Annotated in this window: 15 protein-coding genes; 2 read left to right on the top strand and 13 right to left on the bottom strand. The window is 68.1% G+C overall.

What is annotated here, in order from left to right; all coding sequences use genetic code 11:
* Window position 1: 1 nt before the first annotated feature.
* The 4 genes from ABQE44_RS07025 to ABQE44_RS07010 all read right to left on the bottom strand — a co-directional run bounded on the left by ABQE44_RS07025 (window position 2) and on the right by ABQE44_RS07010 (window position 2,859).
* Window positions 2-847: a hypothetical protein gene (locus ABQE44_RS07025; protein ID WP_448428901.1), complete on the bottom strand. Its 846-nt coding sequence runs from the start codon at window positions 845-847 to the stop codon at window positions 2-4.
* A 118-nt stretch (window positions 848-965) separates the two neighbouring features.
* A complete protein-coding gene (locus tag ABQE44_RS07020) occupies window positions 966-1,295 on the bottom strand; it encodes an ArsR/SmtB family transcription factor (protein ID WP_448390725.1) in 330 nt (109 codons plus the stop codon).
* Complete coding sequence (locus ABQE44_RS07015) at window positions 1,292-1,777, bottom strand: SRPBCC family protein (protein ID WP_448390724.1); 486 nt, start codon at window positions 1,775-1,777, stop codon at window positions 1,292-1,294. The genes ABQE44_RS07020 and ABQE44_RS07015 overlap by 4 nt, the downstream gene beginning before the upstream one ends.
* Before the next feature lie 71 nt (window positions 1,778-1,848).
* Complete coding sequence (locus tag ABQE44_RS07010; RefSeq protein ID WP_448390723.1) at window positions 1,849-2,859, bottom strand: uroporphyrinogen decarboxylase/cobalamine-independent methonine synthase family protein; 1,011 nt, start codon at window positions 2,857-2,859, stop codon at window positions 1,849-1,851.
* 57 nt (window positions 2,860-2,916) lie between these two features.
* On the opposite strand from ABQE44_RS07010, the gene ABQE44_RS07005 reads away from it, so the two are divergent.
* The gene (locus ABQE44_RS07005; RefSeq protein ID WP_448390722.1) at window positions 2,917-3,561 is read left to right on the top strand and encodes a sensor domain-containing protein; all 645 of its coding nucleotides are present in this window, start codon (window positions 2,917-2,919) and stop codon (window positions 3,559-3,561) included.
* Here ABQE44_RS07005 and ABQE44_RS07000 read toward each other — a convergent pair.
* Window positions 3,558-4,190 (bottom strand): helix-turn-helix transcriptional regulator, encoded by a 633-nt coding sequence (locus ABQE44_RS07000; RefSeq protein ID WP_448390721.1) that lies wholly within the window; start codon window positions 4,188-4,190, stop codon window positions 3,558-3,560. The two genes, ABQE44_RS07005 and ABQE44_RS07000, sit on opposite strands and share 4 nt — an antisense overlap.
* A complete protein-coding gene (gene fdxA, locus ABQE44_RS06995; protein WP_448390720.1) occupies window positions 4,190-4,534 on the bottom strand; it encodes a ferredoxin in 345 nt (114 codons plus the stop codon). The genes ABQE44_RS07000 and fdxA overlap by 1 nt, the downstream gene beginning before the upstream one ends.
* Window positions 4,535-4,689: 155 nt before the next feature.
* Here fdxA and ctaD point away from each other — a divergent pair, with 155 nt between their 5' ends.
* Window positions 4,690-6,384, top strand: a complete 1,695-nt coding sequence (ctaD, locus tag ABQE44_RS06990; protein ID WP_448390719.1) for an aa3-type cytochrome oxidase subunit I — start codon at window positions 4,690-4,692, stop codon at window positions 6,382-6,384.
* 9 nt (window positions 6,385-6,393) lie between these two features.
* On the opposite strand, the gene ABQE44_RS06985 is transcribed toward ctaD, so the two are convergent.
* The 7 genes from ABQE44_RS06985 to ABQE44_RS06955 all read right to left on the bottom strand — a co-directional run bounded on the left by ABQE44_RS06985 (window position 6,394) and on the right by ABQE44_RS06955 (window position 12,443).
* Entirely contained in the window at window positions 6,394-6,840 is a 447-nt protein-coding gene (locus ABQE44_RS06985; RefSeq protein ID WP_448428899.1) for a hypothetical protein, read from the bottom strand.
* Window positions 6,833-7,534 carry a helix-turn-helix transcriptional regulator gene (locus ABQE44_RS06980; RefSeq protein ID WP_448428897.1) on the bottom strand — a complete coding sequence of 234 codons (702 nt, stop codon included), beginning with the start codon at window positions 7,532-7,534 and terminating at the stop codon, window positions 6,833-6,835. The genes ABQE44_RS06985 and ABQE44_RS06980 overlap by 8 nt, the downstream gene beginning before the upstream one ends.
* Window positions 7,535-7,616: 82 nt before the next feature.
* Window positions 7,617-8,684, bottom strand: a complete 1,068-nt coding sequence (gene mnmA, locus ABQE44_RS06975) for a tRNA 2-thiouridine(34) synthase MnmA (RefSeq protein ID WP_448391358.1) — start codon at window positions 8,682-8,684, stop codon at window positions 7,617-7,619.
* Between the two features lie 25 nt (window positions 8,685-8,709).
* The gene (locus ABQE44_RS06970; RefSeq protein WP_448390716.1) at window positions 8,710-9,936 is read right to left on the bottom strand and encodes a cysteine desulfurase family protein; all 1,227 of its coding nucleotides are present in this window, start codon (window positions 9,934-9,936) and stop codon (window positions 8,710-8,712) included.
* A 47-nt stretch (window positions 9,937-9,983) separates the two neighbouring features.
* Window positions 9,984-10,808 carry a lysophospholipid acyltransferase family protein gene (locus ABQE44_RS06965; RefSeq protein WP_448390714.1) on the bottom strand — a complete coding sequence of 275 codons (825 nt, stop codon included), beginning with the start codon at window positions 10,806-10,808 and terminating at the stop codon, window positions 9,984-9,986.
* Window positions 10,805-11,617, bottom strand: coding sequence for a GNAT family N-acetyltransferase (locus ABQE44_RS06960; protein WP_448390713.1), 813 nt, complete (start codon window positions 11,615-11,617; stop codon window positions 10,805-10,807). The genes ABQE44_RS06965 and ABQE44_RS06960 overlap by 4 nt, the downstream gene beginning before the upstream one ends.
* A gap of 82 nt (window positions 11,618-11,699) precedes the next feature.
* Entirely contained in the window at window positions 11,700-12,443 is a 744-nt protein-coding gene (locus tag ABQE44_RS06955; RefSeq protein WP_448390712.1) for an SDR family oxidoreductase, read from the bottom strand.
* Between the last annotated feature and the right edge of the window lie 123 nt (window positions 12,444-12,566).

The following is a 12,566-nucleotide window of genomic DNA, read 5'->3' as shown; positions in this document are numbered from 1 at the left end:
CTCAGGGGCGGTGTATCCGGTCGGCCGTCTGCGCGGCGCGCGCCTGCCGGTAACCCAACGCGGCACCGGCGGCGGGGATCAGCAGCAGCCCGACCAGACCCCACAACGACTTCCAGTCGGTCGTCGGCGCGGCCGGGAGATGACGCGGCATGGCCGGCGGTGCGGAGAAATGATGCAGCCACCTCGGCGGCTCGGGTGGTGGGGGCGGCGGTGCGACCGGAGCGGGCGCGGGCGGCGCGACGGCGGGGCCCGGCGCGGGGCCCTGCCAACGCGGCGCCGGATCGGTGCTCTGGAGGCCGGGTTCGCGGCCGTTGCCGACGATCACCCGGGGCGCCTCGAATGTGTTCGCCGGTCCGGCGACCGGTTCGGAGCCATCCGTGCCGGTGGCGCCAGTCTCGGGTGCCGGGATGACCGGGGCCGGCGCCTCGACGGGCGGGCTGCTGGCGATGGCCGAACGCTCGCTGATCGCAGGCGCGTTCGCGCGGGGCGGCTCCTCGCTGACCGGAGCGCGGGCGGCCACGCCGGCCGGTGCGTTCGGTGCCGCCTGCTGAGGTAGTTCGCGCCCGGAGCCGACGCGGGACTGGGGGCCGTCACTGCCGGCGCGGTTCCAGCCGCCGTTGTTGTCGCGGTCGTCGCCTCGGCGTCCCCGGTCGAAGTCGTGGCGATCGCCGCGGTGGTTGTGGTTGCTCTTCGAGTCGCCGCGGTCGGCGCTGGATCCGCGATCCGAGCCGCCGCCGCGCGAACCGCCCGGATCCGCGGTGACCATCGCCATACCGGGGCCGCCGACTAGGAGAAACAGCGATACGACACCGACGACCGCCGCCCCGCGCGGGTTTAGTCGGGCCACAATTGCTCTCCTGCGACTGGCAAAGACGATTCGGCGCTGAACCATCATGATTGTCGCACGCGGGAATAGTGAACATCGGCGATCCCGCCGAAGGCACGCAAATTGTCAGACGTGCTCACTATTCATCTTCGACGTAAGCGCGCAATCGGTCGATTGCACGATCCCAGCGACGCGACAAGTTCGTCAGGTACTCGCTGGCTTCGGTCAGCGGCTCGGGCTGGATTCGCCAAATGCGTTCCCGGCCACGACGCTGACTGCTCACCAGGCCGACGGTTTCGAGCAGCACGAGGTGCTTGGTGGCGGCCTGCCGGGTAACCGGCACCACCTGCGTCACTTCGGTCGTCGAGCAGGGCCCGCCGTCGCACAGCCGGGTGAGAATGCGTAGCCGGTTCGCGTCGCCCAACGCATCGAACACCGGTGCCCGCTCGACGAGGGCCGAGGCGCTCACACCGTCTCGCTCATCGTGACGTACCTGCGCACGAGTTCGGTTTGCGTCGCCCATCCCGTGCTGTTGTCTTCGAACGCCGACGCTCGACGATCGGCGGGTATGGCATCGAAGCCGGATTCGACGATGCGCAACAGCACACCGTCAGCGGTCTCCTGCAGCGTGAACTCGACAAGCGTGGTGGGCCCGTCCTCGCCGTCTTCGAGGACGTACGGGCGCCAGCGATAGGCCAGTCGCCACGGTGGTTCGACCGCGACGATCCACCAGGTCTCCGCGATACCCGCATACGTCTCTTGGCTTTTGGCGACGTCCTCGTCGACCGCCGTCGGCGTCATGACCCCGGTGACCGCGGCGCCTTCGACGAATGGCCCGTCGAAACGGACGCCGAACCACTGGCCGAACTCGCCAGCGTCGCTGATGGCCCGCCAGACCCGTTCGAGCGGAGCCTTCAGCACGATTTGCTTATCGATTCGATCTGAACTCATTCGCAACCTCCTGGTTGCCTATGACATTAACGGGCGGATAGGAAATGCGCAACCCTCCGGTTGCGTTTTGTTCAGACCGCGTCCGGATCATCCGCGAACGCGTCGGCGACCTCTTGCGCCAACTCGACGGCGGTGCGCGCCCACTGCGGTGTGGCCCCAGCGAGCCCACAGGCCGGGGTGATGCCGATCCGGTCGCGCAGCATCGATCGGCGTAGCCCGACCCGATCGGTGACAGCGGCGGCGGCCTTGGCGATCTCCTCGGCAGCCGGGCGGACCGCCGGAGCCACGACGGGGACGACGCCCAGCAGCACCGTGCGACCGGATTCCACGAACTCGCCGATCCCGTCCAGATCAGCGGCGGTCGGCGTGGTGACGTCAACCGAAATAGTCGCAATTGCGGTGCGCTGCAAGAGGTTCCAGGGCACCTGCGAGGCGCAGCTGTGCAGCATCACGTCGGCGCCGACGGTGGCCGCGCAGTCGTCAAGCAGCTCGATCGCGACCGATTCGTCGACCGGGTGCACGGGTGTCATGCTGGTCACCCCGGTGAGCCTGCCGTCGAGGGCGTCGGTCAACAGCGGTTCGTCGAACTGCACGACGACGGCGGCCTCCAGCCGCCGGGCCAGCTGCGCAATGTGCACGGCCATCCCCTCGCCAAGCGACGCCGCCAGATCGCGCAGCGCACCGCGGTCGGTGATGGCGCGGTGGCCGTTGGCGAGCTCGAGTCGAGCCGCCAGCGTGATCGGCCCGGGCGCCTGCACTTTGACCGTCCGCGATCCGCCGCGTAGACCCGCCTTCTCCCACGCCTCCTCGAAGGCGTCGATGTCTTCGTCGAGCAGGCTCATCGACCGCCGGGCCACGGCACTGCGGCCCGAGGCGATGCGGTAGCCGCGCGGCATGGTGTCGATGCCGATGTCGACCAGCAGCGCGCCCGCACGTCCGATCATGTCGGCGCCTACGCCGCGGGCCGGTAACTCGGCCAGGTGCGGCAGCGTGTGCAGTTCGCCGACGATCACCTCGGCGGCCTGGCGCGCCGATATTCCAGGCCAGGATCCGATTCCTGTCGCGGCCGCGAAAACGCTCATTCGTTTGACAGTATGCGATCGGGCTAACCTCGTTTCTCAACGGCTGGGAGGAAGGCCATGCGGGTAGCGGCGGGACCGGCGGTCCTGTGGTGTGCAGCGGCCCTGTTGGCCGCGGGCTGCACGCAGGCGATCAGCGGTAGCGCCGTGCGGGCGGTACCGGGCATCGATGACGATTCGTTGTCCCCGTTGGACGTCGACACGATCATGCTCGACCAGGCGCAGATGCGCGCCATCACCGGAGCCGGCGACGACCTCACCGTCATTCCGACGATGGACGGCAAGGTCCCCGTCGACATCGATCAGTTCGCCGAATCAACACCGCCGCAGTGCCGATGGGTGTTCGCCGAGACCCAGACCTTCGGCCCTGACATCGAAGAGTTCCACAAGACGACGTTTCAGCATCCGCCCGGCGGGGGGCTGATCTCGCAGGGCGCGGCCGCCTACCGCGATCCCGACACCGCGCGCCGGGCCTTCGACGATCTGGTCGCGCGCGCAGACGATTGTCGGACAACACCGTTGGGACCGATGTTCGTCGGCGAGGCCACGATCGGAGCCGATTCACTACAGACCCGCACCGACAACGGGTGCGGACGGGAGTACCGCATCAAAAACGTCGTGCTGGTCGAGGTGACGGCGTGCAGGTTTCCCGATTCGGTGCCCACCATCGTGATGGCCAACATCCTGGACAAGGTCCCGAATTAGTTTCGCAGGTGCGCGACGCAGAGATCCGGTTCGACCAAGGGGTCCAGGCTGTCGATGGCCAACGGTGACTGCATCGCGGTCAACGCTCCCTGCATCAGCCCGAGGTGTAGCGCGCAGACCACGGGCTGGTGGCGGTCGGCCACCTCGAGGAACGGGCAGTGCCGCAACCTGATGTCTCGAACGACCCGGCCCGTCGGCTGCTCAGGACGAAACCCCGTCTCGGCCAGCACATCGACCAGGTCGTCGACGGCCTGCCGCGCAGACGACGCCCGTTGCGTCCGGCCCTTGGCCAACGTCGCACCCCACGATCGGCCCAAACGGGTGCCGTCGAGTACCGGGTCGGGCGCGTGGGCTGCGAAGTAGTCCGTCATCGCCGCCGCCAACAGGAAATAGTTCGTCGGCCCGGCCGGGTCCATCCTGCGGGTGGCGCGGTACCGGGCCGGCGGGCGACCCCGTGTCGCCGCCCGATCGGCAACCTGCTCGACGAGGCCGTTCCTTCCCAACGCATCGACGTGGAACCGAATCGTGTTGGGGTGCACTCCGATTTCGCCTGCCAAGCTGGCGATGCTGCGCGCCTCGGCGGAGTTGCGCAACGCGTCGAGTATGCGATCGCGCCGCCGCCGACGCATCACTCCCCCTGGGGCGGAAGGTTCGTCACCAGTTCGGTGTCGGCGTCGATGGGGCCCAGCTTTGCCGCGCCGCCGGGCGAACCGAGCGGCTCGCTGCGCCCCGGTAGCGTCTCGGTGAAGAATCTGGCGTTGTCCTCGGTGTAGGGCTGCAGATCCTCGGGCAGGTCGTCCTCGTAGTAGATCGCCTCCACCGGGCACACCGGTTCGCAGGCACCGCAGTCGACACATTCGTCAGGGTGGATGTAGAGCATGCGGCCGCCCTCGTAGATGCAGTCCACTGGGCACTCTTCTACGCAGGCGCGGTCTTTGACGTCCACACAGGGCTGACCGATTACGTACGTCATGACCCGCACATTACTACAACTAGAAGTTGTAATAAACCCCTCGCCCCAGGGGTTTATTTAGAGGACTATAGTCATTTAAATAAGGCACTTGGCGAAGAGGGGACGACTATGCGCCCGATCGTTGAAACAGCTTGCGGCACAGCGCGTGACGGCTCATGAGCGTCCTTGGTGAGCTCGTCCCCACCCGACCTTCCCCGCCCACCCGAGCTGTGCGCGGCTCGTTGGTTTACAAGCTGCTGACCACCACCGATCCCAAGGTCCTCGGGATCATGTACATCGCGACGTCGATCGCCTTCTTCATGGCCGGCGGGCTGATGGCGCTGCTGATGCGCACCGAGCTGACGGCACCCGGCCTGCAGTTCTTGTCCAACGAGCAGTACAACCAGCTGTTCACCATGCACGGCACGATCATGCTGCTGTTGTATGCGACACCCGTCGTGTTCGGATTCGCCAACTGCATCCTCCCGCTGCAGGTCGGCGCACCCGACGTGGCCTTCCCGCGGCTCAACGCGTTCAGCTACTGGCTCTACCTGTTCGGCGCCCTGATCACCGTGTCGGGCTTCCTCACCCCCAGCGGCGCAGCCGATTTCGGTTGGACCGGCTATGTGCCGTTGAGCGGCGCCATCCACTCCCCGGGCGCCGGTGGTGACCTGTGGATCTTCGGGCTCGGGTTGGCCGGCCTTGGCACCATCCTGGGCGCGGTCAACATGATCACGACGGTGGTGTGCATGCGCGCCCCCGGCATGACGATGTTCCGGATGCCGGTGTTCACCTGGAACATCCTGGTCACCTCGATACTGGTGCTCATGGTCTTTCCGCTGCTGACCGCGGCGCTGTTCGCCCTGGCCTACGACCGCCATCTCGGCGCGCACGTCTACGACCCGGCCAATGGCGGCGTCATCCTCTGGCAGCACCTGTTCTGGTTCTTCGGCCACCCCGAGGTCTACATCGTCGCGATCCCCTTCTTCGGCATCGTCACCGAGATCTTCCCGGTGTTCTCCCGTAAACCGGTCTTCGGCTACACCACGCTGATCTATGCCACCGTCGGTATCGCGGCGTTGTCCACCGCCGTCTGGGCGCACCACATGTTCGCCACCGGCGCGGTGCTGCTGCCGTTCTTCTCCTTCATGTCCTATCTGATCGCGGTGCCGACGGGCATCAAGTTCTTCAACTGGATCGGCACGATGTGGAGGGGTCAGTTGACGTTTGAGTCACCGATGCTGTTCTCGGTCGGCTTCCTGCTCACGTTTTTGCTCGGCGGCCTATCCGGGGTGATGCTGGCCAGCCCGCCGCTGGACTTCCACGTCACCGACACCTACTTCCTCGTGGCGCACTTCCACTACGTGCTGTTCGGCACCATCGTGTTCGCCACCTATGCCGGCATCTACTTCTGGTTTCCCAAGATGACCGGGCGAATGCTCGACGAGCGGCTGGGCAAGCTGCACTTCTGGCTAACGTTCATCGGTTTCCACACCACGTTTTTGGTGCAGCACTGGCTCGGCAACGAGGGCATGCCGCGCCGCTACGCCGACTACCTGCCCACCGACGGCTTCACCACACTCAACGTCGTGTCCACGATCGGCGCGTTCACCCTCGGGGTCTCGATGCTGCCGTTCATGTGGAACATCTTCAAGAGCTGGCGCTATGGCGAACCGGTTCTGGTGGATGACCCGTGGGGCTACGGCAACTCGCTGGAATGGGCCACGACATGCCCGCCGCCGCGGCACAACTTCACCGAACTACCGCGCATCCGCTCCGAGCGGCCCGCCTTCGAACTGCACTATCCCCATATGGTGCAGCGCATTCGCGCCGAGGCCCACATTCACAACCACGCATTGACGCCGCACTGAGGTCAGCGGTCAAATCAGGTATTCGACCACCCGGGAGACCAATACGAAGGCTAGCGCGATCAGCGCACCGACCTTGACCAGCTCCAGGCCGACGTAGACGTAGTGCATGTTCGAGCGGGGCAGCGTCTCACCGGCGAGTACCCGGTTCGAGCGCTTTGTCAGCGGCGGGCGCACGACGACCACCTGTACGGCCAGCACCGCCGCTGCCACCAGCACCAGGATCAACACCGCCGTCGAGGGCTTGGCAATCAGGGTGGCCGCCAAAAGCACGACGGCAAGCACGATTTCGACACCGTTGAGGGCTTTGAACACGCGACGGCCGATGCCGAGCCCGATCGGCAGCGTCACGCCGGGCGCCCCGAACTTCAGCGGTGCTTCGATAAACGATATGGCCAGCACCATGCCGAGCCACAGCGTCGGCACGAGCAGTTGCACGTATCCAGCAGCTTCAGTCATTTGACACCACCCTTGCCAGGCAGAGCTCGGGCTCGACGAACGGCTCGAGCTCCGCGGACAGCGCTGTATCGCGAACCAGTCCCGCCAACACCCCGCGGTGAAGGCCGCAACCGACTTCGGGGTGCGACCGCGCCAGTTCACGTATCGGGCAGGCATGCAGCCTGATGACCCGCTCACGCCCCTGACGCGATCGCTCCGGCGCGAGGAGCTCGGGCGCAAAGCCCATCCGGGCAAAGACTTCGGCTGCCGCAACAGCCCGGCGCTCGAGCGCATCACCGACCGCCTCGCCCGACCCGGCATCGTCCTCGGGCGCCGCACACATTCGGTCCACCCAGCGTCGCCCAACACGCTCGGCCCGCTCGCGGCGGACCTCCTCGGTTCTGCCGAGTTCCAGCGCCAGCACCTCGGCGAGAACCCGGTAGTCCAGGCGCTCCTGCACCGCCAGGTAGCCGGTGCGCGGCCGACCGGCCCCGGCGCGGGGCAACCGCGTGCGCACGATCGCCTGCTCGTCACACAGCGCGTCCAGATGAAAGCGCACGGTCGTCACGTGCAGGCCCATTTGCGATGCGATTGCGGCGGCGTCCACGGCACCGTCATGCTTGCGCACCAACGCCAGCACTCGTTCCCGTTGCCGATTGCGCGGCAACCGATCTCGTGGTGGCCGGGCCGCGGCTACTTGGGCTTCGTCGTCCACTCGGCGGCCTCCGCTCCCACATTTAACGGATGTGACTCATTTATATTAGCCGTTATCCGGGGGCGGAACCACCGTCTGTGGTTCAGCGACGAATGGTCGCGCTCGCGATGACCTCGTCACCCTGCGGGTCGGGGCGATACAGCACCATGGTCTGGCCCGGGGCCACCCCGCGCAGTGGAGCGCGCAGGTCGACCACCAACTGTTCGTCGCTCAGTTGCGCCACACCGTCGGCGATCCCGCCGTGGGCACGCACCTGTACGACGCACTCCACCGGTCCTGTCGGCGCGACGCCCGAGGTGAACACGGGGCGTTCGCCGGTCAGCGTCCAGATGTCCAGTTCCTCGGCGGCGCCGACGTACACGGTGCTCGTTTCGGCATCGATTCCGGTGACATAACGCGGCCGACCGTCGGGGCCGGGGCCGGCGATGCCTAGCCCCTTGCGCTGTCCGACGGTGAAGCCGTGCACACCGTCGTGTTCGGCCAGGATCGTACCGCCGGTGTCGACCACGGCCCCCCTGCGCACGCCGATGCGGGCGCCGAGGAACGCGCGGGTGTCCCCGGACGGAATGAAGCAGATGTCGTGGCTGTCGGGCTTATCAGCCACCGCCAGGCCGCGACGCGCGGCTTCCTCGCGGATCTGGGCCTTAGGGGTGTCGCCGATCGGGAACAGGGCGTGGCGCAACTGTTCGGCGGTCAGCACGCCCAGCACGTAGGACTGGTCCTTGTCACGGTCCACCGCGCGACGCAGCCGACCGTCGACCAGGCGCGCGTAGTGGCCGGTGGCCACCGCGTCGAAACCCAGCGCCAACGCACGCGCCGCCAACGCGGAGAACTTGATGCGTTCGTTGCACCGCACACATGGGTTTGGCGTCTCACCGCGCGCATATGACGACACGAAGTCGTCGACCACGTCCTCGGCGAAGCGGTCGGCGAAATCCCATACGTAGAACGGGATGTCGAGCACATCGGCGACGCGTCGGGCATCGCCGGCGTCTTCCTTCGAGCAGCACCCCCGCGACCCCGTGCGTAACGTACCGGGCGCTGCCGACAGGGCCAGATGCACGCCGACGACGTCGTGGCCGGCGTCGACCATCCGGGCGGCGGCGACCGAGGAGTCGACACCACCGCTCATCGCCACGAGGACCCGCATCATCGTCTACTCTTCGCGCAAGCGCTCATCGGAAGTCCACCGCTCCCGAACTCGCCAGCACCGCCTGACGGGCGCGCTCTACGGCGGCGGGTAGGACCGCAAGCGCGGCCTCGACGTCGGCGTCGGTGCTGGTGTGCCCCAGCGAGAACCGCAGTGATCCCCTGGCGTGGGCGGGGTCGGTGCCCATCGCGATCAGGACGTGCGACGGCTGCGCCACCCCCGCGGTGCACGCCGAACCCGTCGAGCACTCGATTCCCCTGGCGTCCAACAGCATCAACAGCGAGTCGCCTTCGCAGCCGCGGAAGGTGAAGTGGGTGTTGCCCGGCAGCCGGCCCGACCCGACGGCTCCGTTGAGATGCACATCGTCAATGCTGGACAACACGCCGTCGATCAATCGGTCGCGCAGTCGCGTCACCCGGGCGCTGTGGGCTTCCAGGCCCTCCACGGCCACCTTGGCGGCCGCTGCCATCGCCACTGCGCCTGCGACATGGGGTGTGCCCGAACGGACATCGCGTTCCTGGCCGCCGCCGTGCAGCAGCGGCACACAGGCGGTGTCGCGGCGCAGCAACAACGCTCCGACACCGGTGGGCCCGCCGAACTTATGTGCGGTGACGCTCATCGCCGACAGGCCGCTCGACGCGAAGTCGACCGGGATCTGGCCGACGGCCTGCACGGCGTCGCTGTGCATCGGCACGTCGAATTCGGCTGCGACGGCCGCCAGTTCGGGGGCCGGCAGAATCGTGCCGACTTCGTTGTTGGCCCACATGGCCGACACCAGGGCGACGTCGTCGTGGCGCTGCAACACCTCGCGCAGCGCGGCCGGCGTCACCGAACCGTCCGGCTGCACAGGAAGCCAGCTCACCTCGGCGCCTTCGTGCTCGACGAGCCACTGCACCGCGTCCAGCACCGCATGATGTTCGACCGGGGTGGTTATGATGCGGCGGCGTCGGGGTTCGGCGTCGCGGCGGGCCCAGTAGATGCCCTTGACGGCGAGGTTGTCGCTCTCGGTGCCGCCCGCGGTGAAGATCACCTCCGACGGCCGCGCGCCCAGCAGGTGGGCCAGCGCCTCGCGGGCCTCCTCCATCCGGCGGCGCGCCGCGCGGCCGGTGCCGTGTAGCGAAGATGCGTTGCCGACGGTGCCCAGCACGGCCGTCATCGCCTCGATGGCAGCGGGGTGCATCGGGGTGGTGGCGGCGTGATCGAGGTAGACCGGCCCTGCTGAGCCCCTCGGGCGCGAAGTCGGCGAGGTCATAACCGTTCAAGTCTAGCGGCCGGGTCCGCATGGTCCCGGTGCCGCGGTCAGGCCGCCAACGCGTGCGCTCCGCCGCGGCGGGCCCGGCCGCCACGCACCGCGGATTCGCAGCGGGCGGCGAGCTCACGGCGGTCGCCGCCCGGCAACTGCAGCGACGCGACCTGCACCCGCACGATCGTGCGCTGCGCGGTCATCAGCCGGCGGATCGACGCGAGCAGGCTGTCGTCGCCGATGTAGGCGGCGGTGGTCGACGGCCGGCCGTCGCGGTGGTGGTAGCTCAGCCGCAGCGGTTGGACCGGCCTGCCCGCGTCGACGGCGGCCTGAAACATCGCGGGCCGAAACGGGCCGTGCGCCAGCCCGCACCAGGTGGTGCCCTCGGGAAACGCGACGACGGTGTGCCCGGCGCGCAGCCGGGCGGCGACGGTATCGACGACGGTGGGCAGCCTCCGCAGGTTGGCCCGCTCGATCGGGATGACCTTCACCAGCCGGGCCAGCAGTCCCAGACCCGGCCAGCTGATCAGTTCCGATTTGGCGACGAAGCGGCCGGGCAGCACCGCACCGATCGCCAACACGTCGACCCACGACACGTGCCCGCTGACCACCAGCACACCGGGCAGGTTGCGAATCGGCCCGCCCGACACCGTGATTCGCACACCGAGGCAGCGCAACATCAGCCGGCAGTAGCTGCGCTGGACGCGGGATCTGCCCGGCACGGGCGTCGCGATCAGCGGCGTCGCCGACAACAGCACCAGCGCCAGCATGACGCGCACCGCGATACGCCACGCGACCACCACACGGTGACCGGGCGTCGTCGCGCCGGCGTCGACGCAGCCGGCGTCGCACGTCGCCTGCGGTAGCCACGGGCTGGTCACGACGCGATCCCGCCGGCCGCTTGCACCGATCTGAGCCGGCGCAGATAGCGAGTGTCGGCGTGGCGTTTGTCCAGCAGCGCCGGGAAATCGCCCACCCCGAAGTCGGGGTCGTGGGCGGGCTCCCCGCATATCTGCGCGCCCAGGCGCAGGTAGCCGCGCATCAGCGCCGGGACGTTGACCTTGACGGGCGGGTCGATGTCGTCGAGGCCCCTACCGTCGACGATCACCGGTCGGTACGGGTGCACGGTGTACGTCGCCGGGGCGGCGTGTCGGCGCCGCACGAAGTCGCGCACCCCGCGGATCTGCCGCCCGGGGACGGCGTCGTCGGCGCCGTGGATCGGCACCGACACGCAGCCGGTCACGTAGTCGTAGCCGCAGCGGTCCAGGTAGGCCAGGATGCCAGCCCACATCAGCAGCACCACCGCGCCGTTGCGGTGATCCGCACGCACCACCGCGCGGCCCATCTCCACCAGGTGGGGCCGCAGTGAGTCGAGCCCGCGCACGTCGAATTCGGTTGCGGTGTACCGCCCTTTCGCGGCGATGGCCGCTGGCGGAGGCAGCATTCGGTAACAGCCGACCAGCTCCCCGGAGGCGTCGTCGCGGACCAGCAGGTGGTCACAGAACTCGTCGAACCGGTCGGCGTCGGTCGCGGTATTGAGTTGGAAGCCGGGTTCGGTGCTGAACACATCGTGGCGCAGCCGCTGCGCGGCTTCGATCTGCACTGCGTCGGTGGACAACAGCAGGGTGTAGCGCGGAGCGGCAACGGTGCCGGCCTGGCCGGCGGGGATGAGGACAGCAGCAGTGCTCATGGCTGCACGGTCGCGCCGCCGCATCTCCGGACGGCATCGCGCACGTGACGTGTCGGTGAGCGCTAGGTGACGAGTTGCCGTTTCATCGGTTGGCCATCGAGTCGGCGAAGCGGATCTGCGTGATGACGGCGTCGTCGCCGGTGACCAGGCTGTGGTGATCGACCGGGGTGCCGAAGTAGGTGGCCTGCGAGTCCACGACGACGGGCCGGTCGTCGCCTTTGGCGCGCAACACCGACCTGGCCATCTCGGCGAACGACATCTTGTCGGGTCCGCCGATGTTGACGTAGCCGTTGCGGGCCGGCGCCGCGGCCACCCCGGCCACCTGCGCGGCGACGTCGTCGGCTGCGATCGGCTGGATCATGCCGTCGGGGGCGCGCACCTGACCGTCGATCGTCAGCGATTCGGTGATGGCCTCGGCGAACTCCTGGAACTGCGTGGCCCGCACGATCGTGTAGGGCAGTCCCGATTCGCGCAGGATCCTCTCCTGGACCACTTTGGCCCGCATGTAGCCGCTTTCGGGCAGCCCGTCGGCGCCGACGATCGACAATGCCACATAGTGGTCGACGCCGGCTTGGGCGGCGGCCCGCACCAGGTTGGTGGTCGAGGTGGTGAAGAACTGCATCACCGCGTCGTCGTCGAACGACGGCGAGTTCGTCAGGTCCACCAGCGCGTCGGCGCCATCGAGCGCGTCGGCCACGCCTTCGCCGGTGAGCACGTCCAGCCCGCTTTCCCGGGACGCCGCGACCACCGTGTGGCCGCCGGCTTCGAGCAACGGAACCACCTTGGAGCCGATAAGGCCGGTGGCACCGATAACCGTGATCTTCATGTCGAACACCTTTCCTTTCGGTCGCACGATCACGCTCGCACGCAGGTGGTGTCCGTCGAACCCTTGAGACTCCGTAGTCTGCCGGTGCCCGTACAACGCAAACGCCCCGACGCAGGCGTCGGG

It is taken from the genome of Mycolicibacterium sp. XJ2546, from assembly GCF_053483195.1.
Note: the sequence above shows the minus strand (reverse complement) of the source record. Positions and strands in the feature narration are given on the sequence as shown.

Excerpts from the sequence above, each read along its gene's own strand:
- ABQE44_RS07015 (WP_448390724.1), bottom strand. The coding sequence starts at position 1,777 with ATGAGTTCAGATCGAATCGATAAGCAAATCGTGCTGAAGGCTCCGCTC.
- ABQE44_RS07010 (WP_448390723.1), bottom strand. The coding sequence starts at position 2,859 with ATGAGCGTTTTCGCGGCCGCGACAGGAATCGGATCCTGGCCTGGAATA.
- ABQE44_RS07005 (WP_448390722.1), top strand. The coding sequence starts at position 2,917 with ATGCGGGTAGCGGCGGGACCGGCGGTCCTGTGGTGTGCAGCGGCCCTG.
- ABQE44_RS07000 (WP_448390721.1), bottom strand. The coding sequence starts at position 4,190 with ATGCGTCGGCGGCGGCGCGATCGCATACTCGACGCGTTGCGCAACTCC.
- fdxA (WP_448390720.1), bottom strand. The coding sequence starts at position 4,534 with ATGACGTACGTAATCGGTCAGCCCTGTGTGGACGTCAAAGACCGCGCC.
- ctaD (WP_448390719.1), top strand. The coding sequence starts at position 4,690 with ATGAGCGTCCTTGGTGAGCTCGTCCCCACCCGACCTTCCCCGCCCACC.
- ABQE44_RS06985 (WP_448428899.1), bottom strand. The coding sequence starts at position 6,840 with ATGACTGAAGCTGCTGGATACGTGCAACTGCTCGTGCCGACGCTGTGG.
- mnmA (WP_448391358.1), bottom strand. The coding sequence starts at position 8,684 with ATGCGGGTCCTCGTGGCGATGAGCGGTGGTGTCGACTCCTCGGTCGCC.
- ABQE44_RS06970 (WP_448390716.1), bottom strand. The coding sequence starts at position 9,936 with ATGACCTCGCCGACTTCGCGCCCGAGGGGCTCAGCAGGGCCGGTCTAC.
- ABQE44_RS06960 (WP_448390713.1), bottom strand. The coding sequence starts at position 11,617 with ATGAGCACTGCTGCTGTCCTCATCCCCGCCGGCCAGGCCGGCACCGTT.
- ABQE44_RS06955 (WP_448390712.1), bottom strand. The coding sequence starts at position 12,443 with ATGAAGATCACGGTTATCGGTGCCACCGGCCTTATCGGCTCCAAGGTG.